The organism is Streptomyces sp. NPDC101110 (genome assembly GCF_044759525.1).
Classification (GTDB): domain Bacteria; phylum Actinomycetota; class Actinomycetes; order Streptomycetales; family Streptomycetaceae; genus Streptomyces.
This window is the reverse complement of record NZ_JBIVZM010000010.1, coordinates 35015-58338: the sequence shown is the minus strand read 5'-3', so window position 1 is coordinate 58338 and position 23324 is coordinate 35015. Positions and strand designations below refer to the sequence as shown.

Genomic DNA, 23324 nt, shown 5'->3' with positions numbered 1-23324 from the left:
CATGGCGATATGTGTCCTCACTCAGGGTGTCCACGCCCTGGTTCGACGAGATCGGCGGTGAGAGTTCCTGGCTCCCGGGGATTGCTACCCCGGTGACAGTGGCGGGACCGCGCCGGACTTTCACCGGCTTCCTCTCCTGCCGCCGTACTGGCCCCGGCAGTCCACCACGGCCGGGAACGGCCGTCAACTTGCCGTTGACCTGCGAGGGGAGAGTGTGGAGAACCCCACATCCCCCCTGCCCCACACGACGACCGGGCGGCACGGGACCTCAAGTCCCGTGCCGCCCGGCGGACACGATGTGCGCTGCGGTGCTCAGGCCACGATCAGATAGATCCCGTACCCGACGGCCGCCGCACACGCCGCGAAACACGCGTACGCGCCGGTGACCGCGAGGCTCGCGGACCCGCCCTCCGCCACCGCCCGCTCGCGGCGCGAGAGACCGGTGATGCCGAGGGTGAACAGTCCGACGAGGGCCACGGTGACCACGAGGCTGACGCCGAAGACGGAGCCGAGGGCCGCCCAGTCGATCTTCATATCGGAAACTCTTCCTTGTAACCGGGGGTCAGACCGTGGTGGTCGTGGTCGGCGTGCGCTCGGCGGTGGCCTGCGACGGGAACGCGGGGACCGGGTCCTCGGACGCCGTGGCCGATCCGCTCGCCGGGGGCGGCGTCACCGCGGCGATCGCCGTGGTGATCACGCCCGCGGGCTCCTCGGTCTCGATGCCGGTGTCGTTGACGTTGGTGTGGTCTACCACCTCGCGCCGCGACAGCTTCCAGATCGCCGCACTGGAGGCGACGAGGAAGACGGCCACCACGGCGGTGCCCCAGCTGCCGAAGCCGGTGACGTGCTCGGCGAGAGCGCCCACCAGGGCCGCCGCCGGCAGCGTCAGACCCCACGCGACGAACATCCGCGTCGCGGTGGACCAGCGGACCACGCCGCCCTTGCGGCCGAGACCGGCACCCATCACCGAACCGGACACGGAGTGCGTCGTGGAGAGGGAGAAACCGAGGTGCGAGGAGGCCAGGATGACCGTGGCCGCGGAGGTCTGGGCGGCGAACCCCTGCTGCGGCTGGAGGTCGGTCAGCCCCTTGCCCATGGTGCGGATGATGCGCCAGCCGCCCAGGTAGGTGCCGAGCGCGATGGCGAGACCCGCCGAGAGGATGACCCACATGGGCGGGTCCGAGTCGGGCGCCACGGCGCCACCGGCGACCAGGGCCAGGGTGATGACACCCATGGTCTTCTGCGCGTCGTTGGTGCCGTGGGCCAGGGAGACCAGGCCCGCGGAGGCGATCTGGCCGGCCCGGTAACCCTTCTTGGACGCCTTGCCGTCGGCCTTGCTGCCGAGGGAGTAGGTCAGCCGCGTGGCGAGCATCGCCGCGATGCCCGCGACCAGCGGGGCGGCGATCGCCGGGATCAGCACCTTGGTGACCAGCACGTCCCCGTGCACCGCGCCGACGCCCGCCGAGGCGATCGTGGCACCGATCAGACCGCCCATGAGGGCGTGGGAGGAGCTGGAGGGCAGACCGACGAGCCAGGTCAGCAGGTTCCAGAGGATCGCGCCGACCAGGGCGGCGAAGATGACCTCGGGACGGATGCCGGCCTCGTCGACGAGGCCCTTGGAGATCGTGTTGGCGACTTCGACCGACAGGAAGGCGCCGACCAGGTTGAGGACCGCGGACATGGCCACCGCAACCTTGGGCTTCATGGCGCCCGTGGAAATGGTCGTGGCCATCGCATTCGCGGTGTCGTGGAAACCGTTCGTGAAATCGAACGCGAGTGCGGTTACCACCACAATCGCGAGGATCAGCGAGAAGCTTTCCATTTACCCAGGCAATCGTTCGAGGTTGTTGGCTCGATGAACGTAGGGAACCTGAGTGAACGGAAGATGAACTGGGAGGGGCGCAGGGGTGACCGCAACAGGGGGTCGGCGTTCCGCCCCGACACGGCCGCCCGGCTCCCAGCCCGCCGGGCACCACGGGCGTTCCGTTTCACCCGGACGAGTGGCCCTTCGGGCGGATCCCGGTCACCCGGCAGGGTGCCGCCGCGGTTGTGTACGAAGCACGCCCCCGAAGTCCCCCGCCCCGCAGCGCTCCGGGGCCCCGCCTGGCAGGATCGCGGCATGGCTGAGCGGCGGGGCGACGAGCGGGGCACGGCGGACGTGCCGGGGGACGAGGCGGGTGCGGGGGAGCCGCACCGCAGGACAGCGCGCCCGGAGGAGGCACGCGCCTGGGACGACCTCGTCGCGACGGCCCGCCGGACGGTGTCGGAGGGGCTCGTCGTCGGCACGTCCGGCAACGTCTCGGTCCGCGTCGGGGACACCGTCCTGGTCACCCCGTCGGGCGTTCCCTACGACCTGCTGAGGCCCGAGGACGTGACGGGCGTCGGCCTGGACGGCCGGCAGGTCCTCGGCACGCTCGTCCCGACCAGCGAGCTGCCCATGCATCTCGCCGTCTACCGCACGACCGGCGCCCTGGCCGTCGTCCACACCCACGCCGTGCACGCCACGGCGGTCTCGACGCTCGTGACCGAGCTGCCGCTGATCCACTACATGGCCGCCGCGCTCGGCGGCCCCGTCCGCGTCGCCCCCTACGCCACCTACGGCAGCGACGAGTTGGCCGAGAACATGCTCCACGCCCTCACCGGCCGTTCCGGCTGCCTGCTCCAGAACCACGGCACCCTCACCCACGGCACCACCCTCGCCCAGGCGTACGACCGCACCGCCCAGCTGGAGTGGATGTGCCGTCTGTGGCTCACCGCCTCCTCGGTGCCCGGCCTGACCCCGAGCCTGCTGTCCGGCGAGCAGCTGACGGAGGTGGCGGAGCGCCTGCGCGGCTACGGCCAGCGCGGCTGAGCCGCCCCACGCCGCGCCGGCGCCACCCCGCCGCTCCCTCCCACTGGTCGCCCGGCCGATCCGCCGGGACACTTGAAGGCGTGCGCACTGTCAAAGCGACGGCCGCTGCCGTCACCGCCGTGATCGGGGCCGGTGCCGCCGCGGTGGCCGCCGGCCGGCTCGCCAGCGACGCCGCGCTCAAGGCACCCCCCGGCAGGCCCCTGCCCACCGAGCCCCGGCTCACCGTGCACGGCACCGCCCCCGGGCAGATCAGCCTCACCCGGGACCTCGCCGCCCTGCGCCCCGGCCGCTACGGCCTCTCCGGCGACGGCTCCCACGCCGTCGTCGGCCCCGTCCTGACCGGCGTCCGGCACCCCGCCGACACCGTCGTGCGCCGCCTGGAGAGCGTCACCCACGGCACGCTGGAATCCGGCGACAAGGTCTGGCTCACGCCGAACGTGTACGTCGGCAACCCCGGCACCGCCCTCGGACTCGAACACGCCGACGTCGACGTCCCCGGCGAACTCGGCTCCCTGCCCGCGTGGTTCGTACCGGGCAAGCGGGACACCTGGGTGATCGCCGTGCACGGTCTGGGCACCACCCGGGAACTCGCCATGAACGTCATGGGGTTCCTGCACCGCAGCCACGTCCCGGTGCTCGCCCTCGCCTACCGCGGCGACCTGGGCGCACCGCGCTCGCCCGACGGGCTGAACCACCTCGGCGAGACCGAGTGGCGCGACCTCGACGCGGCGATCCGCTACGCCGTGCGCTACGGCGCACGGCAGGTCGTCCTGCACGGCTGGTCCACCGGCGCCACCATGGCCCTGCGCGCCGCCGCGCACTCGGGGCTGCGCGACCGCGTCGCCGGGCTCGTCCTCGACTCCCCGGTGCTCAGCTGGGAGACCACCCTGCGCGCCCTCGCCTCGGCCCGCCGCACCCCCGGCGCGCTGCTGCCCCTCGCGGTCCGCGCCGCCCAGGGCCGCACCGGACTGACCGGCGAACGGGCCGCGGGCACGGACCCGTCCCACGGACTGCGCGTCCCGGCTCTGCTCTTCCACGGACCGGACGACACCGTCGCCCCCTGGCAGCCCTCGCGCCGGCTCGCCGACGCCCGCCCCGACATGGTCGCCCTGCGCACCGTGGCCGGCGCCCCGCACGGTGCCCTGTGGAACGCCGACCCGGAGGCCTACGAGGAGGCGCTCCGGCGCTTTCTGACGCCGTTGATGTGACTCCGCCGCGGCACGCCCTGCGCGCACCTCCTCGCCGCGGTGTCCCGCACCCTTCGTTCACGCCCCCTTCGCCCGGTCGCAACCCCGTCCCCATCCCGCCCGCGGCGGACCGGTCGCCACCATTCCGTTTAGTGTCGTACCACTGGCTTGTTCCCGGCCCTCGACCACTCCCGCGGGCCGGTGCGTTGGCCATCCCCGTCGCCCCCCGTGACATTCCGTTTGGGTTTTCGGACCGTCAACCGGAAGACTGCACCCGTGACGTCCCGTATCCCGCGCGACTCCAGGCTCCGACTCGTCCGCCCGCGACCCCTGGCCGCCGCCCCACCAGCGATGAACCAGCGGCGCTCGCGCCGCCCCGCGCCGCGCCCCCCGGAGGGCACCCCGGCACCGGCGGAACTGGCCAGAATGGCACGCTCAGGTCTCGCCGCCGCGGCCCGCGTCGCCCGCTGGGCGGACAGGGCGCTCGGCCCCGGCCGGGACAGCGCCACCGATGACGGCAAGGCCACCCTCTCCGACGCGACCGCCGAACGGGCGGCCCGCGACCTGGGCCTGACCCCGGCTCAGGTCAGAGCCGACTGGGACACCGCCCGCCTCGCCGGTCTCGTCGAGGTGCACGGCGACACCGCCCGCCCCGGCTGGCGGCTGCGCGCCTGGGACCGCGACGACAGTGCCGTGCTGCGCGGCTGGGTCGCGCTCTTCGACGCCTGGTCGCTCGCCCATCCGGAGCCCGCGGAACACGAGCCCGCCGCCGTCGCCGAGGTCGTCTCGGCCATGCCGCAGGCGCTCTCCTTCCTCCAGCTGTCCGCCGGGCCCGTCCCGGTCGAGCAGCTCCTCGACCTCCTGGAGCAGCGCGTCACCGAGCTGCGCACCGCCCGCTGCGAGATCCCCTACGGCCCCCAGCCCGAGCCGCAGGCCGAACCGGAGCCCACCGACGCCCCGCTCGCCCCGCTGCTCGACTGGGCCCTGCGCGCCCTGGCCTCCGTCGGCGCCCTCACCTACGGCGACGGCCAGGCCACGCTCACCCCCCTCGGCAACTGGGCCGTCTGGGTCAAGCTGGAGCAGATCTGCGTCGCCGCGCAGAGCCCCGCCGGGAACATCGAGCAGGCCGCCGAGGACATGCTCCGCGGCTGTGCCCAGCTGCGCCCCAACGCGGCCCGTGCCGAGTACCGCGCCTGGCTCGCCGCCCGCCCCGTCGGCAGCGCCGTCACCGAGCTCCTCGACGCCGCCCGCGGCGAGGACGCCCTGCTGCGCGGCCTCGCCTTCGAGGCGCTGCGCGTGGTCGGCGCCCCCGCCGAGCCGGACGTCCGCGGCGTGCTGGACGAGCCCACGCTCAGGCCGTACGCGCTGCTGTGGCTGGCCGAGCACGACGGCGCGGACCCCGAGGACGCCCATGAGGTCCTCACCCGCGCCGAGGCGACCTGGCTGTGGGTGGACACCGCCGCCGCCGTGGCCGACCACGGTGAGGCGCCGCTGCTGGTGCGCCACCTGGAGTCGGCCGTGCAGCCGACCGTCCCGATGCTGCTGGACGAGGTGCGCGCCGTGGGCCACCCGCGCACCGTGCAGGTCCTGGTCGCCCTGGCAGCCGCCCACCCCGACCCGGCCCTGGCGAAGGCGGTCCGCCGCGCCGCCTTCCAGGTGCACACCGGCGGCAGCTGAGGCCTGTTGCCGGGACGGGGCGAACGCCGCCCCGTGCGGCGCTAGACCCCCGTCTCGGGCGCGTAGGTACCGAAGCTCCAGACGTTGCCCTCGACGTCCCGGGCCATGTAGTCCCGGGAGCCGTAGTCCTGGTCCGTCGGGGGCATCAGGATCTCCACGCCGTGGTCCACGGCGTGGCGGTGGTGCGCGTCGACGTCGTCCACCACCACGTACACCCCCGTGGTGCCGGCGTCCTTCATGGCCGTGTCGAACGGACCGCCCCGGCCCTTGGAGCCGACCATCACCGCGCCGTTGCCCTGCGCCAGCTCGGCGTGCAGCACCGAGCCGTCCTCCCCCTCGTACACCGACAGCTCCGTGAAGCCGAGGGCCTCCGTGAGCTGCCGGATCGCCGCCTTGGCGTCCGCGTACAGCAGCGTCGGGTAGATGCTCGGACGCCCGCCGGACGTACCTGCCATGGCGATCACTTCCTCGTGTCTCGCGGGGCTGTCCCGCCCAGTGTTCCACCGGCCACCGACAACGACCCGGCCGCCGGCGAAGGCCCCGTCCGGCCGCTGGTGATCGAACACCCGCACACAGAAAAAGTGGTTGCACGTCCCCGTTAGACTGTCCCCCATGGCCATTCTCCTCGCGCATTAGACGGCGGGAACGTCCTCAGCCGTCCATCCCGCCCCCGTATCCGCCCTGGAGTCTGTCCGTGATCTCCGCCTCCGGTATCGAGCTGCGCGCCGGTGCCCGCGTCCTCATCGAAAACGCCTCGTTCCGCATCGCCAAGGGTGACCGCATCGGCCTCGTCGGCCGCAACGGCGCGGGGAAGACCACCCTCACCAAGTGCCTCGCGGGCGAGGGCATGCCCGCCGGCGGCGCCATCACCCGCTCCGGCGAGGTCGGCTACCTCCCGCAGGACCCCCGCACCGGCGACCTCGACATCCTCGCCCGCGACCGCATCCTGTCCGCGCGCGGCCTGGACGTGCTGATCCGCAAGATGCGCGACAACGAGCAGCGGATCGCCAACGGCACGGGCGCCACCCGCGACAAGGCGCTCAAGCAGTACGAGCGCCAGGAGACGGAGTTCCTCACCAAGGGCGGGTACGCCGCCGAGGCCGAGGCCGCCACCATCGCCGCCGCGCTCAATCTGCCCGACCGGGTGCTCGGCCAGCCCCTGCACACCCTCTCCGGCGGTCAGCGCCGCCGCATCGAGCTGGCCAGGATCCTCTTCTCCGACGCGGACACCCTGCTGCTCGACGAGCCCACGAACCACCTCGACGCCGACTCGATCGTCTGGCTGCGCGACTACCTGAAGACCTACCGCGGCGGCTTCATCGTGATCTCCCACGACGTCGACCTGGTCGAGACGGTCGTCAACAAGGTGTTCTACCTGGACGCCAACCGCGCCCAGATCGACATCTACAACATGGGCTGGAAGCTCTACCAGCAGCAGCGCGAGGCCGACGAGAAGCGCCGCAAGCGCGAGCGGCAGAACGCCGAGAAGAAGGCCTCCGCGCTGCATTCGCAGGCCGACAAGATGCGGGCCAAGGCCACCAAGACCGTCGCCGCGCAGAACATGGCCCGCCGGGCGGACAAGCTGCTGGCCGGCCTCGAGGCCGAGCGGAAGTCCGACAAGGTCGCCAAGCTGCGCTTCCCCGAGCCCTCCCCGTGCGGCAAGACCCCGCTCATGGCCGAGGGACTGTCGAAGTCCTACGGCTCGCTGGAGATCTTCACCGACGTCGACCTGGCCATCGACAAGGGCTCGCGCGTGGTCATCCTCGGCCTCAACGGCGCCGGCAAGACGACCCTGCTCCGCCTGCTCGGCGGCGCGGAGGAGCCCGACACCGGCAAGGTCATCCAGGGCCACGGCCTCAAGCTCGGCTACTACGCCCAGGAGCACGAGACCCTCGACCCGGAGCGCACGGTCCTGGAGAACATGCGCTCGGCCGCCCCCGACCTGGACCTGGTGGACGTCCGCAAGACGCTCGGCTCGTTCCTGTTCTCCGGCGACGACGTCGACAAGCCGGCCGGTGTCCTCTCCGGCGGCGAGAAGACCCGCCTCGCCCTCGCCACCCTCGTGGTGTCGTCGGCGAACGTGCTGCTCCTCGACGAGCCGACCAACAACCTCGACCCGGCCAGCCGCGAGGAGATCCTCGGCGCGCTGCGCACCTACAAGGGGGCGGTCGTCCTCGTCACGCACGACGAGGGCGCGGTCGAGGCGCTCCAGCCGGAGCGGATCATCCTCCTGCCGGACGGCGTCGAGGACCTGTGGGGCGCCGATTACGCGGACCTCGTCGCCCTGGCCTGACCGGCACCCTCGCTTGATCGAACGCGTGATCAACGGCGTATGGATCATTCGGCCCAGCGGTGATCCATCATCTGTGTGAGATCTCCTCGTACCGAGGTGTGTCCTACATCGATTTCGCGGTCGAGTCCCCGATTCTGCGGGGCTCGGCCGCGTCGCCTTTCTGACCAGGCCTTTTCCGGAACGATTCGTTCGGGCGTGCCGATACCGCCCTTCGGAATTTCGCATTCCGCATGTGGGGATGTGCTCCCGTCGTCACAACCTTGTCTCACGGACCTTGCCGAATGGGTGGCCATGAAGGCCCGGAGGGGTGATCATGAGGAGACCAGAGCGCACTTCCCATGAGGAGGCACGGGTGGCCGAGACTCTGAAGAAGGGCAGCCGGGTGACCGGCGCCGCGCGCGACAAGCTCGCGGCAGACCTGAAGAAGAAGTACGACGCCGGTGCGAGCATCCGGGCGTTGGCCGAGGAGACCGGCCGCTCGTATGGCTTTGTGCACCGCATGCTCAGTGAGTCGGGCGTCACGCTGCGAGGGCGTGGCGGGGCGACCCGGGGCAAAAAGGCCACGGCCTGACCCCGGGTGGCCCCACGGCTCCGATGGTGGCCACCCGGTCGGTCGACTGATCGCCCGGGTGGTTACTGTGCAGTCACTTAAGCGTGCCCGGTGCGGCGGTGCAGCCGTCGTACGGGCGCGTAAGACCGCACACATCGGAGGCGTCCCATGGCTTCGCCCGACAAGGACCTCGTTCCCGTACTCGACAAGGACGGCGTACGGCTCACCGTCGACGACACGATCGCCACGGTGACGCTGACCAACCCGGACAAGCGCAACGCGCAGAGCCCCGCTCTGTGGCGGGCGCTGACCGAGGCCGGTCGGCAGTTGCCGGGCTCCGTCCGCGTCGTGGTGCTGCGGGCCGAGGGCAAGTCCTTCTCGGCCGGGCTCGACCGGCAGGCGTTCACGCCCGAGGGCTTCGACGGGGAACCGTCGTTCATCGACCTCGCGCGCGGCTCCGACTCCGAGTTGGACGCGACCATCGCCGAATACCAGGAGGCGTTCACCTGGTGGCGGCGCAGCGACATCGTCTCCGTCGCCGCTGTCCAGGGGCATGCCATCGGGGCGGGCTTCCAGCTCGCCCTCGCCTGCGACCTGCGCGTCGTCGCCGACGACGTGCAGTTCGCCATGCGCGAGACCAGCCTCGGACTCGTTCCCGACCTGACGGGCACGCATCCGCTGGTGGGACTCGTCGGTTACGCCCGCGCGCTGGAGATCTGCGTGACCGGGCGCTTCGTCACGGCCGAGGAGGCCGTGAACACCGGTCTGGCCAGCCTCGCCGTGCCCGCCGGGCAGCTGGACGACACGGTCCGCGACCTCGTCTCGGCCGTGCTCGCCGCGCCCCGCGACGCCGTCATCGAGACCAAGGCGCTGCTGCGCGGCGCCCAGGACCGCACGTACGAGGAGCAGCGCGCGGCGGAGCGCCAGTCCCAGGCCCGCCGACTGCGGGACCTCGCGGGCGTCGAGGACTGACATCCGCCGGGCGGGGGCCGGGAGCGCGGTCAGCCGGTCGCGCTCACCACGACCGCCACCGTCGGGTGATCCGACAGCGTCCGTCTGACCGCCGTCCGGACCTCGCGGGCCACGTCCCTGGCCCGCTGGTCCGAGCTCACCGCCAGCTCCAGCCGGACATGGCGGTGCGGCAGCGCCGCGCCCTCGGGGAACAGGAGCTCGATGTGCACGGGGTGGCCCAGTGTGCCGGTCAGATGGAGCACGCCCGGGACATCGAGCGCGGCGGCCGCCACCCGGGCCTCGTCGTCGCCCTCGGCCCGTGCGGCAGGTGGAGGTTCGGGAAGGGCGACGGCAGCCCCGCGTTGCGCGGGCCCCTCCTCGTCCAGCAGCTCCGTCACCAGCAGGTCCACCTCCGACACGGTCAGCCCGAGCCGCCGGTCCGCCGCGGTCGCCAGTGCCTCCCGCAGCGCGGACGCCGTCGCCGGCAGGGGCCGCGAGGCCGTCGCGGCGAACTGCGCCGTCACCCGCAGCGGTCCGGGAGGCAGCGCACTCGGCGGAGCCGGTACGGCCGGCTCCGCGGTGTCCGCCGCGTCGGCGACCGCGACTCGGAGCGCATCGAGGCGCACGCCCGGCGCGTCCCGCGCCGCGCTCCGCAACGCCGCCTCCGCCGCCCGCTCCGCGATCCACGCGCCGTCCCGCGCGTCACCCAGCGGCAGAAGCCTGCCGATTCCCAGCTGATGTCTCACTGCCTGCGCCCATCGGTCGGCCGTCATTCCTCCAGCCTGCCGTATCAGAGGCGCGCTTCCCCGTAACCGTGCTTACGGTGGTCGAAGGACGACGACCGAAAAGGACGTGCGGCGATGACTGACATGACCGAGAACCGGGGCGGGGAGTCCGAGACGCCGGCGGCGCGCAGGAGCCCGCTGGTCAAGCGCGGGGGAGGGGACCCGGGTTCCCGGGGCCGGACCACCATCGCGGACGGCGTGGTGGAGAAGATCGCCGGGCTCGCCGCACGCGACGTCGACGGCGTGCACGCCATGGGCAGCGGCCTGTCCCGCACCTTCGGCGCCGTGCGCGACCGGGTGCCAGGCGGCGCCAAGTCGGTGACGCGCGGCGTGAAGGCCGAGGTCGGCGAGGTCCAGGCCGCCCTCGACCTGGAGATCGTCGTCGAATACGGCGTGTCGATCGCCGATGTGGCCCGGGGCGTACGGGAGAACGTCATCAACGCCGTGGAGCGGATGACCGGTCTCGAGGTCGTCGAGGTCAACATCGCGGTGAGCGACGTGAAGCTGCCGGACGAGGAGGAAGAGGAACCGGAGCGCCGGATCCAGTGAGGCGTGGGCCATCGGACAACACAGCGGCTAGGGAGCTGAGAAGCGCATGAGCATGGCCGTGGTCGGCATGATCGCCGGCATGGCGCTGGCCTTCGCCGGATACTTCGGCGGATTCGGTGCCTTCGTGCTGGTGGCGGCATTGGGCGCCGTCGGCTTCGTCGTCGGCCGGTTCCTGGACGGGGACATGGACTTCGGTGACTTCTTCCGCGTCCGTGAACGGCGGCGGTGACGCCCGTGAGCACGGGGGCCGGTGAGCTCGACAGACCTCTGCCCGTCGTCCCGCCGCGCGAGCGTGGCGCGACACGGATCGCCGACCGGGTCGTCGCGAAGATCGCCTCGCAGGCGGCCCGCGAGGCCGTCGGCACCCTGCCGCCCGATGCCGGGCGGCCCTCCGCGTCGGTCGTCGTCCACCACGAAGTCGCCCACGTCCGGGTCCACGTCGAACTCGACTACCCCTGCGACATCGGTGCCCGCTGCCGCACCGTGCGGCGCCGGGTCGTCGAGCGCGTGGCGGCTCTGGTGGGCATGCAGGTCCCGGAGGTCGTCGTCCAGGTGGAGCGGTTGCACCTGGTCGCGGCGCCCGGCACGGGACAGGGGAGGACGCGATGAACGAACCCCGGGACCCCGAACAGCCTCCCGAGGGCACCACACAGCGCCTGCCCGTCCTCGACGGGCAGGAGCCGCGCGACGGCGACGAACCCGGCCGGTCCGACGCGTCGGACACCCATGAGCCACCGGCCGAACCCGGTGAGGACGGCGGACCCGAGGGCCGCTTCTGGTCGGCGCGTCGCGTCCCCGCGGCCGTCGTGGCCCTGCTGCTCCTGGGCCTGACCGTGCTGTTCCTCTACGACATCGTCTCCGTGCGCGCGGGCCGGCCCGGTATGTACTGGCGCAAGGAACTGGCCAGGCAGCTGGCCGAACGGCCCCTCGACGACACCTGGGTGCTCGTCGGCGCCGGTGTCGCCGGCGTCCTCGGCCTCTGGCTTCTGGTCCTGGCCGCCACACCCGGCCTGCGGGCCGTGCTCCCCATGCGGCGCAGACACCCCGAGGTCCGTGCCGGACTGTACCGGGACGCCGCCGCCATCGCGCTGCGGGACCGGGCCATGGAAGTGGCGGGTGTGCAGTCGGCACGGGTACGCGTGCGCCGCAGGCGGGCGGACGTGCGCGCGACGGCGCACTTCAGGGAAGTGGACGACGTACGGACCGATCTGGACGCCGTGCTCGCCGACGCGGTCCGCGGACTGGGGCTGTCCCGCGCGCCCTCGCTGTCGGTGCGCGTCCGGCGGCCCGGCCGGAAGGGGTGAGCGACGGTGCTCCCGACCGTCAACCGTGTGTTCCTCGGCCTGGTGGGCCTGATCCTGCTGGTGCTGGGCGGCTCCGTCCTCGCCGTCGGCCTGGGCGCCCCCGTGCCCTCGTGGTGGATCCACGACAGCAAGCACGACGTGCTGCTGAGCAATGCCGAGCGCACCCGCTGGCGTGACGAGGGCTGGTGGTGGCCGGTCGTCATCGCCGTCCTGGCGATCCTGCTGCTGCTCGCCCTGTGGTGGCTCGTCGCGGTCCTGCGCCGGCGCCGCCTCGCCGAGGTCCTCGTCGACACCGGCGACGGCGAGGGGGCCCTGCTGCGCGGCCGGGCCCTGGAGAACGTCCTCACCCAGGAGGCGGCCCACGTCGACGGCGTGGACGGAGCCCACGCCCACCTGAAGGGGCGCCGCAGCACCCCCGAAGCCCACGTACGCCTCGCGCTGGAGCCGCACGTGGACCCGGGGACGGCCTTGACCGACTTCACGACCGGCGCCCTGGCCCACGCGAAGGCATCGGCGGGTCTCGGGTCACTTCCGGCAGAGGTACGACTGCGGGCCGTCAAGCACGGCGCGGAGAGAGTGAGTTGACGGCTCACCCCAGGGGCGCGCCCCGAGGGGCGCGGGGCTGGATCGATACGCGGCTCCGCCGCTTGGGCGCGACCCAGCCTCCCGCGACCCGCGGACGGCAGCGGTCAGAACCCGTGGCGCGCTCCCCCGTCGACGGGCACCATCACACCGGTCAGATAGGAAGCGGCCGGCGACAGCAAGAACGCCGCCACCCGCCCAAACTCCTCGGGCGCCCCGTACCGCCGCAGCGGAATGCGCGACTCCGACGCGGCCCGGGTCGCCTCGGGGTCCGCCGACAGCGCGTCCAGCTGCCGTACCCGGTCGGTGTCGATCCGCCCGGGCAGGACACCCACGACACGGATGCCCCGTGGCCCCAGCTCGTCGGAGAGCGACTTGGCGAAGCCAGCGAGCCCCGGCCGCAGCCCGTTGGAGATGGTCAGCCCCGGGATCGGCTCGTACACGGACCCGGACAGCACGAAGCCGATGACGCTCCCGGCCTCCATCTCGGCGGCCGCGGCGCGAGCCAGCCGCACCGCACCGAGGAACACCGACTCGAACGCAGTCTGCCACTGCTCGTCCGTGTTGTCCGCGACGAACCCGGCCGGCGGGCCGCCCACGCTGACGAGCACGCCGTTGAAGCGGCCGAAGTTCTCCCGCGCGGCCGCGATCAGCCGGGCCGCCGCCTCCGGGTGGGCGTTGTCGACGGCGACCCCGACCGCGTTCGGTCCCAGCGCGGCCGCCGCTTCGGCGACACTCTTCTCGTCCCGCCCCGAGACGACCACCTTCGCCCCGTCCGCGACCAGCTCGCGCGCGGTGGCGTTGCCGAGGCCCCGCGTGGCCCCGGTGACGACGTACACCCGGTCCTTCAGTCCAAGATCCATGGTCCCTATCCTGCCCCGTTCCCGCCGAACAGGGCGAGGGCGGTGTTCACCAGCCCGATGTGGCTGAACGCCTGCGGGAAGTTGCCGAGGTGCCGGCCGGTCACCGGATCGAACTCCTCCGACAGCAGCCCCACGTCGTTGGCGAGTCCCGCCAGCCGCTCGAACATCTCCCGGGCCTCCTTCGTTCGGCCCGTCATGTACAGGGCGTCCGCGAGCCAGAACGAGCACACCAGGAAGGCGCCCTCGCCGCCGGGCAGTCCGTCGACGTCCGCGTCGTCCGTGCTGTAGCGGCGCAGGAAGCCGCCGTGGGCCAGCTCCGCGCGGACCGCGTCGATCGTGCCGATCACCCGCGGATCGTCCGGCGGCAGGAATCCGACGCGGGGGATGAGCAGCAGCGCGGCGTCCAGTTCGCGTGAGCCGTAGGACTGCGTGAAGGTGTTGCGCTCGGCGTCGTAGCCCTTCTCGCACACCTCCTCGTGCACCTCGTCGCGCAGCGCCCGCCAGCCGTCCAGGTCGCCGTCCAGCTCCGGATGGCGCTCCAGGGTGCGTACGGCACGGTCGGCGGCCACCCACACCATCACCTTCGAGTGCACGAACTGGCGCCGGCCGCCACGCACCTCCCACAGCCCCTCGTCCGGCTGCTGCCAGTGACTGCGCAGGAAGTCCATCAGGGCCGTCTGCAGCGCCCACACGTCCGGCTGCGGGGACAGGCCCGACTCGCGGGCCAGCGACAGGGAGTCCATGACCTCGCCGTAGACGTCCAGCTGGAGCTGGTTCACGGCGTCGTTGCCGATGCGTACCGGGGCGGAATCTACGAAGCCGGAGAGCCACGGCAGTTCGAACTCGGGCAGCCGCCGCTCGCCCGCCACGCCGTACATGATCTGCAGGTCGGCCGGGTCGCCCGCGACCGCGCGCAGCAGCCAGTTCCGCCAGGCCTCCGCCTCCTCCTGGTAGCCCGCGGCGAGCAGCGCGTTCAGGGTGAGGGTGGAGTCGCGCAGCCAGCAGTAGCGGTAGTCCCAGTTGCGCACCCCGCCCGGTTCCTCGGGCAGGGAGGTGGTGGGGGCGGCGACGATGCCGCCCGTCGGGGCATAGGTGAGCGCCTTGAGCGTGATCAGGGAGCGGACGACGGCGTCCCGGTGCGGACCGTCGTAGCGGCAGCGCGACACCCAGGCCCGCCAGTCCTCCACGCTGTGGCGCAGCGCGTCGTACGGGTCGACGAGCGGCGGGCGCGGCTCGTGGGAGGGATGCCAGGTCAGGACGAAAGCGACCTTTTCCCCCTTCTTGACGGTGAACTCCGCGTGGGTGCCGAAGTCCTCGCCCCAGCTGGTCACCGCCGGCTCGCTGCGCAGCCAGGTCGAGTCCGGGCCGGCGACCGCCACGCGGTGGCCGTCGGCCTTGCGCACCCAGGGGACGATCGAGCCGTAGTCGAAGCGCAGCTTGAGGACGCTGTGCAGCGTCACCTCGCCGTCGAGGCCCTCGACGACGCGCACCAGGTCGGGGGCGCGGTCGCGTTGGGGCATCAGGTCGGTGACCCGGACGGACCCCCGCTCCGTCTCCCACTCGGTGTCCAGGACGAGGGTGTCGCGGCGGTAGGCACGCCGGGTGCAGCGGTCCGCCCCCACGGGGGAGATGCGCCAGTAGCCGTTGTCCTCGCCGCCGAGCATTCTGGCGAAGCAGGCGGCCGAGTCGAAGCGTGGCAGGCACAGCCAGTCGACGGACCCGTCCATACCGACCAGGGCCGCGGTCTGCTCGTCGCCGATGAGCGCGTAGTCCTCGATACCGGGGTGCACGGAGTGCGGGTTCCCGGCAAGCGGGCGCGGCAATCAGGGCCGGGGCCGGGGGAGTGACGTGCCCTGACCGGCAGCCCGCCTCCGTCGAGTCGGAGGGCCGACGGTGACGAGCCGGTCGGGGCGGGGCGCCGGGTCCCGCCACCCGGCGGCCGGTCGCGGGTGTCTACACCGCCGCCGGCTCGGTCTGCGTCGCGTCGGATTCCCCGGCCGCCTTCCGTGCCCGGTCCCGGGCCTCGCGGCGGGCCAGGACCACCCAGCCGACCGGGACGGCCGCGGAGAACAGCCACCACTGGATGGCGTACGCGTAGTTCAGTGCCGCGTCCTCCTTGCCCGGGTTGCCCATCAGCTCGGGGGTGTCGCCCTTGGGCTCGGGGGACGTCTGGGAGATGTAGCCGCCGAGCACCCTGGCGTCCAGGCGCCGGGCCTGCTGCTCGCTGTTGATCAGCATGATCTGCCGGTCCGGCAGGCCCTGGAGGTTCTTGATGCCGCTCGCGGCGGTCGTCTCGTCGGGCATCAGCCGCCCCTCGACCGTGATCTCACCGCCCGGCGGTGCGGGAACCTTCGGGAACGTGGTCTGGCTCGGGCCGTCGGAGGGGATCCAGCCGCGGTTGACCAGCAGCACCTTGCCGTCGTCGAGGACGAAGGGGGTCAGCACGTGGTAGCCGACCTCGTCGTCGGAGTTGGTGCGGCGCCGGACGACGACCTCGTCCTCCGTGTCGAAGCGGCCCTTCGCCGTCACGGTGCGGTACCGCTCGGCGCTGGTCACGGTGTGCCCGGGCGCGGTCAGCTGCTCGGCGGGTACCGGATCGGCCGCCAGCGCGTCGGTGACCAGCTGGTTCCGGGCGGTGCGCTCCTCGTAGCGATGCATCTGCCAGATGCCCAGCCTGATCATCGTGGGGATGAGGAGCAGGGCGATCAGCGTGAGGATCACCCACTGCCGGGACATCAGGAAGCGGTACACCCCACGACCGTACAACTCGGTCGTGGGGTGCATTCAGTCGGGTACGGGTTCAGACCTTGTCGACAATTCCTGCCTTTCCCTCCGCCCGGGCGCAGTGGGCGCCGCAGTACCAGTGGCCCTCGACCTCGACTCCCTGGCCGATGATCTGCACCCGGCAGTGCTCGCAGATGGGGGCCATGCGGTGGATCGCGCAGGAGAAGCAGTCGAAGACGTGCACCGCGCCCTGCGCGTGCACCTCGAAGGTCATGCCGTACTGATTGCCACATACCTCACAGGTCGCCATGGGCCACAGGGTGAGCCGTCGTCTGCGCGCGGGCGAGCGGGCGCCGGGCGAGTCGCCCGGCAATCACCCGTCCGTACGGTCGCCCCGCGAGGCGGGCCATCCCCGCGGCGCCGACCACCCGGGCCCCTGCGGCGGCGACCCGCGGCGCCGACCACCCGGGCCCTGCGGCGACCTGCGGCGGCGATCACTCAGGCCCCCTGCGGCGCCGACCACCCCGCACCCCTGCGGCGCCGGTCGCCGAGCACCCTGAAGTACGGGTCACCCTTCCGTAGCCGGCTCCACGTCGGCGAGGAGCTGCCCGAAGGCCGCCTCGTCCACGACCGGCGTGCCGAACTGCCGGGCCTTGACGACCTTGGAGGTGCCCGAGTCCGGGTCGTTCGTGACGAGCAGGCTGGTGAGGCGGGACAGGCTCGTGGCCACATGCAGCCCGGCCTCGGTCGCACGGTCCTCCAGCAGGTCCCGCTCGATGGAGGTGTCGCCGGAGAAGGCGACCCGCATGCCCTGCTTGAGCCGCCCGCCCGCCTCGTAGCGCCCGGGGTTGGGGTAGGGGCACGCGGGACGCTTGCGGGAGGGGCGCCAACTGCTCGGCCGGTAGCCGCCGTAGCCTCCGGGGCCCGCCTGCTGCCCGATGCGGGGCGCGGCGGGGCGGTCCGTCCACTCGGTCAGCGGCCGGCACTCGTGCAGCGGCAGCCGTACGTTGTTCGCCGCCGCCGCCCGAAGGCTCGGCCGGAACGCCTCCGCCAGCACGCGCGCGTCGTCCAGGGCGTGGTGGGCCCGCTGCTGGACGACGCCGAAGTGCGCCGCGAGGGACTCCAGCTTGTGGTTGGGCAGCGGCAGCCCGAGTTCCTTGGAGAGCGCGATGGTGCACAGTCGCTGCCGCACCGGTGCCTCGCGCTCGGCGCGCGCGTACTCCCGGGCGATCATCTGCCAGTCGAAGACGGCGTTGTGCGCGACGAGTACCCGTCCCTCCAGCCGGGCCGTGAACTCCTCGGCGATGTCCGGGAAGAGGGGTGCCCCTTCGAGTGCCTCGCTCGTCAGTCCGTGGATCCATACGGGGCCCGGGTCGCGCTCGGGGTTGACCGTCGTGTACCAGTGGTCCTCGACCTCGCCGCGCTCGTCCAGCCGGTAGACCGCCGCGGAGATGATGCGGTCGTCCCGGGCCAGGCCCGTGGTCTCCACGTCAACGACCGCGTATCCCTTGGGGTACGCGGCCGGCCACGGCGTGGCCGAGAACACTGCGGTCGTCAGGTCTTCCAGCATGGTCCCTGAGGATACGGGCCGTGACTGACACCCCCGTCCGCCAGGTGCGCCGACGGCCGCTTCCGATGCCCCCTCAGGCAGGTTGTCCGGCTTGTCCGTTCGAAGGGTGTACGTCTGATCGGTCCTCAGTCGATCAGCCGGGCGCCTCGCCCTCCGACGTCCGACTTCGCCTCGTTCCGGATTGGTGGAGATCACCAAGAAGCAAGCGCGTACCGTCGATAATACTTGTGGGTAACAACGTCTAGTCGGGGCCGGACGCCGGTCCTACGGTGCTTGCATGCCGAACCTGCCCGATGTCGTGCTGTGGTCCATCCCTGCCTTCGTGCTGCTCACCGTGGTCGAAATGGTGAGCTACCGACTCCACCCCGACGAGGACGCGGAGGGTTACGCGGCCAAGGACGCCGCGACGAGCGTCGGCATGGGGCTCGGCAGCCTCGTCTTCGACTTCCTGTGGAAGATCCCGATCCTGGCCGTCTACACGGCCCTCTACGAACTCACGCCGCTGCGCGTGCCCGTGTTGTGGTGGACCGTCCCGCTGATGCTGCTCGGGCAGGATTTCTTCTACTACTGGTCCCACCGCGGCCACCACGTCATCCGCATCCTGTGGGCCTGCCACGTCGTCCACCACTCCAGCCGGAAGTTCAACCTCACGACCGCGCTGCGACAGCCCTGGACGTCCTTGACCGTCTGGCCGTTCTACGTCCCCCTCATCGTCGCCGGCGTGCACCCCGCCGCGCTCGCGTTCTGCTCCTCGGCGAACCTCGTCTACCAGTTCTGGATCCACACCGAGCGCATCGGCAAGATGCCCCGCTGGTTCGAGTTCGTCTTCAACACCCCGTCGCACCACCGCGTCCACCACGCCTCCCAGGGCGGCTATCTGGACCGCAACTTCGGCGGCATCCTCATCGTCTGGGACCGGCTGTTCGGGTCGTTCGTCGAGGAGACCGAGCGGCCCCGGTACGGGCTGACCAAGAACATCGCCACGTACAACCTGCTGAAGGTGGCCACGCACGAGTACGTGTCGATCGCCAAGGACCTGCGGGCGGCGAGCAGTTGGAGCGAGCGCGCAGGACGCGTGTTCCGGGGGCCGGGCTGGGGCCCGCAGGCGCCCGCCACCGCAGCGCCGACTCCGTCGCCGACGGACAGGACCACGCCCGCCGACGGGCCCGAGCCGGCTGCCGAGACCGTGCCCGCCCCGGGGAGCACGCCGGTTTCCGGGTCCGCGCCCGCCGGCGAGCCCGCGCAGGTGTCCACGGGCACGCCTGCCGGAAAGACCGGGCCGGTCCCGGGGAGTGCGCCCGTGTCCGGGAACGCGCCTGCGGGAGAAGCCGTGCCGTCCACCGGGAGCCAGCCGGTTTCCGAAGCCGCGCCCTGCGCCGAGCCCGCTTCGGTTTCCGACCCCGCTCCGGTCGCCGGGAGCACGTCCGCGTGAAGCTCTCGCCTCTCCTTCTGGCCGCGTTCGGTCTCGTCGCCGCCGTCGATCTCGTCTGCCTCGCGGCCGGTGCCGACGTCGGGCACGCCGTCGCCAAGCCCCTGCTGATGCCGCTGCTGGCGCTGTGGGCCGCCGTACGCAAAGCGCCCCGGCCCCTGTTGGCCGCCCTGTTGTTCGGCTGGGGCGGGGACGTCCTGCTGCTGTCGGACGCCGAGCCGGCCTTCCTGGCGGGCATGGCCTCGTTCGCGGCGGGACACGTCTGCTACCTCGTGCTCTTCGCGGCCCACGGCAGCCGCCACACGCTCTCACGCGCGCGTGCGGGCGTCCTGGCCCTCGCCTACGCCGCCGCCCTGGTGACGACCGTCGCGCTGCTGTGGCCGGACCTGCCGGCAGATCTGCGCGTGCCCGTCGCCGGCTACAGCCTCCTGCTCACCGCCATGGCGTACCGGTCCGCCACCCGGCTCGGTCTCTTCGCCGGGCTCGGCGGGGCGCTGTTCCTGCTGTCCGACACACTCATCGCGACCGGCGTCGCCGAATGGCCGCAGCCGCCCGCGCCCGACTTCTGGATCATGCTGACCTACATCGCCGGGCAACTCCTGCTGGCCGGCGGCACCCTCGGGGCCCTCGACGCCCGCAGGGCACCCGCCGCCACCTACGGCGAGATGCGCGCAGCCTGAGCACGCACCGGCGTCACCAGCGGATGGGCACCGGAAGCGCCGTCAGCAGGCCGGACACCGCGACCGCCAGGCCCAGGACCACGACCTCCGCCCGGGCCGGAACGCAGGCGGTCAGCGGGTCGGCCGCCCGGCGCAGCCGGCGCCGGGCCCACGCCGCGAGGGCGGCGACGACCGCCACGAGCAGCACCTTGGCGAACAGCGCACGCCCGTACGCCGTCCCCGTCAGCTGCTCCAGGATCGTCTCCGGCGGCATCCGGCGCAGCGAACTGCACACGCCCGTCGCCGTGATGGCGGCGAGCAGCACGAGGGCCACGCGCGCGTAGAGACCCAGCAGGGCCGCGCCCGCCGCCGTGGCGCGCGGGCCGTGCCACAGCCGCAGGACGCGCAGCGCGTGCAGCAGGCCGCCCGCCCACAGCGCCGCGCACGTCAGATGGACGAGCGTCAGCCCGGAGCCGGTCAGCGGTCCGTACTCGGTGGTGGGGTGGGCGCGCAGGGCCTCGGCGACGACCACGGCGGCCAGCGGCCAGACCTGTGCGACCGGGCGGCGTGACACGGCGCACAGCCCCGCCACCAGGAACGCGTTGACCTCCAGCAGGGCGAGCTTGCCGTCCCGCGAGGCGTAGAGGCCCCCGACGTCGATGTCCGCCACACCGCCCGGCACCAGATTGCCGGTGGCCACGACCGTGGCGAGTCCGAGGGCGGCGACGAAACCGGCGGCTGCCGCGACGGGGGACCAACTCCGGGGCAACGCCGGGTGCTGCGCCGCCTCCACGCCCGCTCGGGTGCCGGGCTCGGGGGTGGGCTCCGTACCGGGCAGCGACCGCGCCAGGCGGTTCACGAACAGCTCGCCGACGGGTATGCACAGCGCCGCGAACAGCACCGTCCGGAGCAGGGCTATGCCGCCGGCACCGGGAGCCCCGGCCTCCCCGGTGCCGTGCAGCGCGGCGGACGGGCCGAGTAGCGGGATCAGCGCGGCCAGCGCCACCAGCACCAGGACGGCGGCGGTCCGGCCCGCGCCGGCCCGCCGCACGGGCCCGTGCGCATCGGCCGCCCCGGGCGTGGGTCTTGTCGGGATCACCCCAGGATCTTCACCAACCTCCACGCGTCCGGGCAAGTCGGTCGCACGTCAGCCGGAAATCAGCCGGAAGTCAGGCGGTCCTGGACGCGGCCGCCCACCACAGCCGCACTTCCTTGTGCTCGTCCGTCGGCCTCAGCTCCCAGCCCTGCGCGAGCGCGACCTCGGCGACGTACCACCCGCCGACCCCTCGGTAGTCCCGCAGGGGTATCGCGCACTCCACGGGCGGCCTCGGCTTCTTCGGCTCGATCGGCGCGGAGGCCCGGGCGGTCCACTTGCCCACGGCCTTCTCCACCCGCGCCTTGTAGTACTCCACGTCGCCCTCATGACGCAGCTCCGGCCAGGACACGCACCAGGAGGCCAGCCCCCCGACGCGGTCCATCGTCCAGCCCATGGCGTCGAGGTAGCGGCGTTCGAGCCTGTTGCTGAAGGCAGTGATCACCTCGGCGAACATCCCGACCACGAGGTACGCGGCCACCACCGCCGCCCACAGCACACACACCACCGGAAACCACACGACACTCCCGGCGAACCGCAGGGCCAACTGCCACTGCGGCCGCGTGGGTCGGGCCGTCCAGGTCACCGGATCCTCGTACACGTCCATGACAAGGAATCCTGCCGCAGGCGTGATCCGGGCCGGACGGACACCCCGCCCGGCCCGGATCACCCGCACACAAGCTCTACTTGGTCACCGCGTCCAGCGCGTCCGCGATGCCCCAGCCGTAGAAACCGTTGCGGTTCTTGGAGCCCTCGCACACCGCGTCGACCTTGCCGTCGCCGTTGATGTCGTACGGGTCCGTGCACGGCGTGGCGTCGGCCTCCGCGTACAGCAGGGCCTTCACCAGGGCCGGAGAGGCGTACGGGTGCGTCGACTTGAGGAGCGCGGCGACGCCCGCGACGTGCGGGGACGCCATCGACGTACCGGCCATGTAACCCCACTTGCCGCCCGGCAGCGTGCCCAGGATGAGTCCGCTCGTGGCCGGTGCGTCCGGCTTCTGGTAGGCGGTCGAGTCGCCGCCCGGGGCCGCTATGTCGATGACGCCCAGCCCGTGGTTGGAGAAGGACGACTTGATGCCCTTCGCGCCCGTCGAGGCGACCGTGACGACACCCGGCAACTGGGTCGGGATGTCGAGGCACTCCGAGGGGTCGACGACCCGGTCGCCCGGCGTGCTGTCGTTCGGGGACGACGGGTCGGTGATCTCGTCGGCGGCGAGGTCGTAGTTCTCGTTGCCGGCGGCGGCGACGTTGACCGCGCCCTTCTTCTCCGCGTAACGCGAGGCCCGGCCGACCGCCTCCACGAGGGCCTTCTGGTCCGGGTCGTTCTTGCAGTTGAAGTACCAGGGGTCCGTGTAATAGCTGTTGTTCGTCACGTCGACCCCGTGCTCGGCCGCCCACACGAAGCCGCAGACCACGGCCTCCGTGTAGAAGAACCCGGCCGTGGTGGACACCTTGATGCCGGAGACCTTCACCCCGGGCGCGACACCGGTCATGCCGACGCCGTTCTTGGCGGCGGCGATCTCACCGGCGACGTGCGTGCCGTGCGGGCTCTCCTCGGCGCTCGGCCGCCACGCCCCGTCGGCCGTGTCCGGCTTGCCCGACACACAGTTGACCGACGCGTTGCGGTCGAAGTTGGGCGCGATGTCGGGGTGGGTGTCGTCCACGCCGGTGTCGATCACGGCGACCGTGACCTTCTTGCTGCCCAGCGTCTTCTGGTGCGCCTTGTCCGCCTTGATGGCGGGCAGGTCCCACTGCTGGGGCTGCAGCGGGTCCTGACCGGCCGGGGCGTCCGCCGCGGCGACCTCCGCCGCGCTCAGCACCTTCGGGGCGCCCAGGTCGCCCGTCGACGCCGACGGGAGCGGCGCGGTGCGGGTGGCGCCCGCCGACTGCACACCGCGCACCGTGCGCATGCTCTTGGCGAAGTCGGGGTTCGAGGAGTGGACGACGATGACGCCGATCTGGTCGTACGACGTCACGATCGCGCCGCCCGCCTTGGCGACGGCCTTCTTCACGTGCGCCGAAGTGCCGTGACCCGGCTTGACGTTGACGACGTAGCTGAGCGGGGTCGCGTCCGCCTCGGCCGCGGCGGGGGCCGGAGCGTCCTCGGCGGCCGTGGCGACGGTGTTCGGCAGGAACGCGAGGGCCGTGGCCATGGCCATCCCGGCCGGGATCGCGACGGCACGACGGTGGCGCGCGTACGGCGCAGTCATGGTGTCTCCAGTTCGTTCACGGTACGAGCTGATCTTGCGGGAGGTCC

General features: G+C 72.5%; 24 protein-coding genes, 1 pseudogene and 1 riboswitch. Of the genes and pseudogenes, 13 read left to right on the top strand and 12 right to left on the bottom strand.

All coding sequences use genetic code 11. From position 1 onward, the window contains the following. Positions 1 to 39 precede the first annotated feature (39 nt). A riboswitch (cobalamin riboswitch) is annotated at positions 40 to 173 on the bottom strand. Between the two features lie 139 nt (positions 174 to 312). Together ACIQU3_RS23325 and ACIQU3_RS23320 are read right to left on the bottom strand one after the other, a co-directional pair. Continuing rightward, positions 313 to 534: a hypothetical protein gene (locus tag ACIQU3_RS23325; RefSeq protein ID WP_175431774.1), complete on the bottom strand. Its 222-nt coding sequence runs from the start codon at positions 532 to 534 to the stop codon at positions 313 to 315. Between the two features lie 28 nt (positions 535 to 562). Next, complete coding sequence (locus ACIQU3_RS23320) at positions 563 to 1822, bottom strand: anion permease (RefSeq protein ID WP_403927555.1); 1260 nt, start codon at positions 1820 to 1822, stop codon at positions 563 to 565. Positions 1823 to 2119: 297 nt separating this feature from the next. Here ACIQU3_RS23320 and ACIQU3_RS23315 point away from each other — a divergent pair, with 297 nt between their 5' ends. From ACIQU3_RS23315 to ACIQU3_RS23305, 3 genes are all read left to right on the top strand, one after another. Further along, entirely contained in the window at positions 2120 to 2851 is a 732-nt protein-coding gene (locus ACIQU3_RS23315) for a class II aldolase/adducin family protein (protein WP_403927553.1), read from the top strand. 80 nt (positions 2852 to 2931) lie between these two features. Further along, the gene (locus ACIQU3_RS23310) at positions 2932 to 4059 is read left to right on the top strand and encodes an alpha/beta hydrolase family protein (RefSeq protein ID WP_403730362.1); all 1128 of its coding nucleotides are present in this window, start codon (positions 2932 to 2934) and stop codon (positions 4057 to 4059) included. Positions 4060 to 4314: 255 nt separating this feature from the next. Continuing rightward, complete coding sequence (locus ACIQU3_RS23305) at positions 4315 to 5715, top strand: hypothetical protein (protein WP_403730365.1); 1401 nt, start codon at positions 4315 to 4317, stop codon at positions 5713 to 5715. Positions 5716 to 5756: 41 nt separating this feature from the next. Here ACIQU3_RS23305 and ACIQU3_RS23300 read toward each other — a convergent pair whose 3' ends face one another. Continuing rightward, entirely contained in the window at positions 5757 to 6170 is a 414-nt protein-coding gene (locus ACIQU3_RS23300) for a VOC family protein (protein WP_403730368.1), read from the bottom strand. A gap of 239 nt (positions 6171 to 6409) precedes the next feature. On the opposite strand from ACIQU3_RS23300, the gene ACIQU3_RS23295 reads away from it, so the two are divergent. The 3 genes from ACIQU3_RS23295 (at position 6410) to ACIQU3_RS23285 (ending at position 9530) form a co-directional block, all read left to right on the top strand. Further along, positions 6410 to 8008: an ABC-F family ATP-binding cassette domain-containing protein gene (locus ACIQU3_RS23295; RefSeq protein ID WP_403730370.1), complete on the top strand. Its 1599-nt coding sequence runs from the start codon at positions 6410 to 6412 to the stop codon at positions 8006 to 8008. Between the two features lie 352 nt (positions 8009 to 8360). Further along, positions 8361 to 8579: a helix-turn-helix domain-containing protein gene (locus ACIQU3_RS23290; RefSeq protein ID WP_010037790.1), complete on the top strand. Its 219-nt coding sequence runs from the start codon at positions 8361 to 8363 to the stop codon at positions 8577 to 8579. A gap of 147 nt (positions 8580 to 8726) precedes the next feature. Further along, the gene (locus ACIQU3_RS23285; RefSeq protein ID WP_403730377.1) at positions 8727 to 9530 is read left to right on the top strand and encodes an enoyl-CoA hydratase/isomerase family protein; all 804 of its coding nucleotides are present in this window, start codon (positions 8727 to 8729) and stop codon (positions 9528 to 9530) included. Between the two features lie 29 nt (positions 9531 to 9559). On the opposite strand, the gene ACIQU3_RS23280 is transcribed toward ACIQU3_RS23285, so the two are convergent. Then, positions 9560 to 10282, bottom strand: a complete 723-nt coding sequence (locus ACIQU3_RS23280; RefSeq protein WP_403730382.1) for a nucleopolyhedrovirus P10 family protein — start codon at positions 10280 to 10282, stop codon at positions 9560 to 9562. 87 nt (positions 10283 to 10369) lie between these two features. Between ACIQU3_RS23280 and ACIQU3_RS23275 the strand changes: the two genes are divergently transcribed. The 5 genes from ACIQU3_RS23275 to amaP are packed head-to-tail and all read left to right on the top strand — an operon-like array spanning position 10370 to position 12732. Next, positions 10370 to 10843 (top strand): Asp23/Gls24 family envelope stress response protein, encoded by a 474-nt coding sequence (locus ACIQU3_RS23275; RefSeq protein ID WP_234848226.1) that lies wholly within the window; start codon positions 10370 to 10372, stop codon positions 10841 to 10843. 46 nt (positions 10844 to 10889) lie between these two features. Continuing rightward, a complete protein-coding gene (locus ACIQU3_RS23270) occupies positions 10890 to 11072 on the top strand; it encodes a hypothetical protein (RefSeq protein ID WP_033310926.1) in 183 nt (60 codons plus the stop codon). Continuing rightward, on the top strand, positions 11069 to 11452 hold the full coding sequence (locus ACIQU3_RS23265; protein ID WP_403730386.1) for a hypothetical protein: 384 nt from the start codon (positions 11069 to 11071) through the stop codon (positions 11450 to 11452). The genes ACIQU3_RS23270 and ACIQU3_RS23265 overlap by 4 nt, the downstream gene beginning before the upstream one ends. After that, the gene (locus tag ACIQU3_RS23260) at positions 11449 to 12147 is read left to right on the top strand and encodes a DUF6286 domain-containing protein (RefSeq protein ID WP_403730389.1); all 699 of its coding nucleotides are present in this window, start codon (positions 11449 to 11451) and stop codon (positions 12145 to 12147) included. Before ACIQU3_RS23265 ends, ACIQU3_RS23260 begins: the two co-directional genes overlap by 4 nt. 6 nt (positions 12148 to 12153) lie before the next feature. Beyond that, positions 12154 to 12732 carry an alkaline shock response membrane anchor protein AmaP gene (amaP, locus tag ACIQU3_RS23255; protein WP_403730392.1) on the top strand — a complete coding sequence of 193 codons (579 nt, stop codon included), beginning with the start codon at positions 12154 to 12156 and terminating at the stop codon, positions 12730 to 12732. 104 nt (positions 12733 to 12836) lie between these two features. Here amaP and ACIQU3_RS23250 read toward each other — a convergent pair whose 3' ends face one another. The 5 genes from ACIQU3_RS23250 to ACIQU3_RS23230 form a co-directional block, all read right to left on the bottom strand. After that, a complete protein-coding gene (locus ACIQU3_RS23250; RefSeq protein WP_403730398.1) occupies positions 12837 to 13592 on the bottom strand; it encodes an SDR family oxidoreductase in 756 nt (251 codons plus the stop codon). A 5-nt stretch (positions 13593 to 13597) separates the two neighbouring features. Continuing rightward, positions 13598 to 15382 (bottom strand): glycoside hydrolase family 15 protein, encoded by a 1785-nt coding sequence (locus ACIQU3_RS23245; protein ID WP_403730401.1) that lies wholly within the window; start codon positions 15380 to 15382, stop codon positions 13598 to 13600. 163 nt (positions 15383 to 15545) lie between these two features. Further along, positions 15546 to 16343: an SURF1 family protein gene (locus ACIQU3_RS23240; RefSeq protein WP_403730404.1), complete on the bottom strand. Its 798-nt coding sequence runs from the start codon at positions 16341 to 16343 to the stop codon at positions 15546 to 15548. Between the two features lie 49 nt (positions 16344 to 16392). Then, positions 16393 to 16626, bottom strand: coding sequence for a hypothetical protein (locus ACIQU3_RS23235; protein WP_078615365.1), 234 nt, complete (start codon positions 16624 to 16626; stop codon positions 16393 to 16395). A 258-nt stretch (positions 16627 to 16884) separates the two neighbouring features. Further along, entirely contained in the window at positions 16885 to 17886 is a 1002-nt protein-coding gene (locus ACIQU3_RS23230; protein ID WP_366709370.1) for a DEDDh family exonuclease, read from the bottom strand. Positions 17887 to 18163: 277 nt separating this feature from the next. On the opposite strand from ACIQU3_RS23230, the pseudogene ACIQU3_RS23225 reads away from it, so the two are divergent. Continuing rightward, positions 18164 to 19045, top strand: a pseudogene (locus tag ACIQU3_RS23225) (sterol desaturase family protein); the annotation flags it as partial. 269 nt (positions 19046 to 19314) lie between these two features. Further along, a complete protein-coding gene (locus ACIQU3_RS23220) occupies positions 19315 to 19995 on the top strand; it encodes a lysoplasmalogenase (protein ID WP_403730411.1) in 681 nt (226 codons plus the stop codon). A 13-nt stretch (positions 19996 to 20008) separates the two neighbouring features. On the opposite strand, the gene ACIQU3_RS23215 is transcribed toward ACIQU3_RS23220, so the two are convergent. The 3 genes from ACIQU3_RS23215 to ACIQU3_RS23205 form a co-directional block, all read right to left on the bottom strand. After that, positions 20009 to 21073 carry a CopD family protein gene (locus ACIQU3_RS23215; protein ID WP_403927550.1) on the bottom strand — a complete coding sequence of 355 codons (1065 nt, stop codon included), beginning with the start codon at positions 21071 to 21073 and terminating at the stop codon, positions 20009 to 20011. A gap of 70 nt (positions 21074 to 21143) precedes the next feature. Continuing rightward, the gene (locus tag ACIQU3_RS23210) at positions 21144 to 21674 is read right to left on the bottom strand and encodes a hypothetical protein (protein ID WP_403730417.1); all 531 of its coding nucleotides are present in this window, start codon (positions 21672 to 21674) and stop codon (positions 21144 to 21146) included. Positions 21675 to 21750: 76 nt separating this feature from the next. Beyond that, the gene (locus ACIQU3_RS23205; protein WP_403730420.1) at positions 21751 to 23277 is read right to left on the bottom strand and encodes a S8 family peptidase; all 1527 of its coding nucleotides are present in this window, start codon (positions 23275 to 23277) and stop codon (positions 21751 to 21753) included. Positions 23278 to 23324 lie beyond the last annotated feature (47 nt).

What these genes read in the sequence shown, in the direction of transcription:
- ACIQU3_RS23205 (WP_403730420.1), bottom strand. Translation starts at nt 23,277, where the DNA reads ATGACTGCGCCGTACGCGCGCCACCGTCGTGCCGTCGCGATCCCGGCC.
- ACIQU3_RS23210 (WP_403730417.1), bottom strand. Translation starts at nt 21,674, where the DNA reads ATGGACGTGTACGAGGATCCGGTGACCTGGACGGCCCGACCCACGCGG.
- ACIQU3_RS23235 (WP_078615365.1), bottom strand. Translation starts at nt 16,626, where the DNA reads ATGGCGACCTGTGAGGTATGTGGCAATCAGTACGGCATGACCTTCGAG.
- ACIQU3_RS23285 (WP_403730377.1), top strand. Translation starts at nt 8,727, where the DNA reads ATGGCTTCGCCCGACAAGGACCTCGTTCCCGTACTCGACAAGGACGGC.
- ACIQU3_RS23270 (WP_033310926.1), top strand. Translation starts at nt 10,890, where the DNA reads ATGAGCATGGCCGTGGTCGGCATGATCGCCGGCATGGCGCTGGCCTTC.
- ACIQU3_RS23280 (WP_403730382.1), bottom strand. Translation starts at nt 10,282, where the DNA reads ATGACGGCCGACCGATGGGCGCAGGCAGTGAGACATCAGCTGGGAATC.
- ACIQU3_RS23260 (WP_403730389.1), top strand. Translation starts at nt 11,449, where the DNA reads ATGAACGAACCCCGGGACCCCGAACAGCCTCCCGAGGGCACCACACAG.
- ACIQU3_RS23315 (WP_403927553.1), top strand. Translation starts at nt 2,120, where the DNA reads ATGGCTGAGCGGCGGGGCGACGAGCGGGGCACGGCGGACGTGCCGGGG.
- ACIQU3_RS23320 (WP_403927555.1), bottom strand. Translation starts at nt 1,822, where the DNA reads ATGGAAAGCTTCTCGCTGATCCTCGCGATTGTGGTGGTAACCGCACTC.
- ACIQU3_RS23230 (WP_366709370.1), bottom strand. Translation starts at nt 17,886, where the DNA reads ATGCTGGAAGACCTGACGACCGCAGTGTTCTCGGCCACGCCGTGGCCG.
- ACIQU3_RS23250 (WP_403730398.1), bottom strand. Translation starts at nt 13,592, where the DNA reads ATGGATCTTGGACTGAAGGACCGGGTGTACGTCGTCACCGGGGCCACG.
- ACIQU3_RS23325 (WP_175431774.1), bottom strand. Translation starts at nt 534, where the DNA reads ATGAAGATCGACTGGGCGGCCCTCGGCTCCGTCTTCGGCGTCAGCCTC.
- ACIQU3_RS23275 (WP_234848226.1), top strand. Translation starts at nt 10,370, where the DNA reads ATGACTGACATGACCGAGAACCGGGGCGGGGAGTCCGAGACGCCGGCG.
- ACIQU3_RS23300 (WP_403730368.1), bottom strand. Translation starts at nt 6,170, where the DNA reads ATGGCAGGTACGTCCGGCGGGCGTCCGAGCATCTACCCGACGCTGCTG.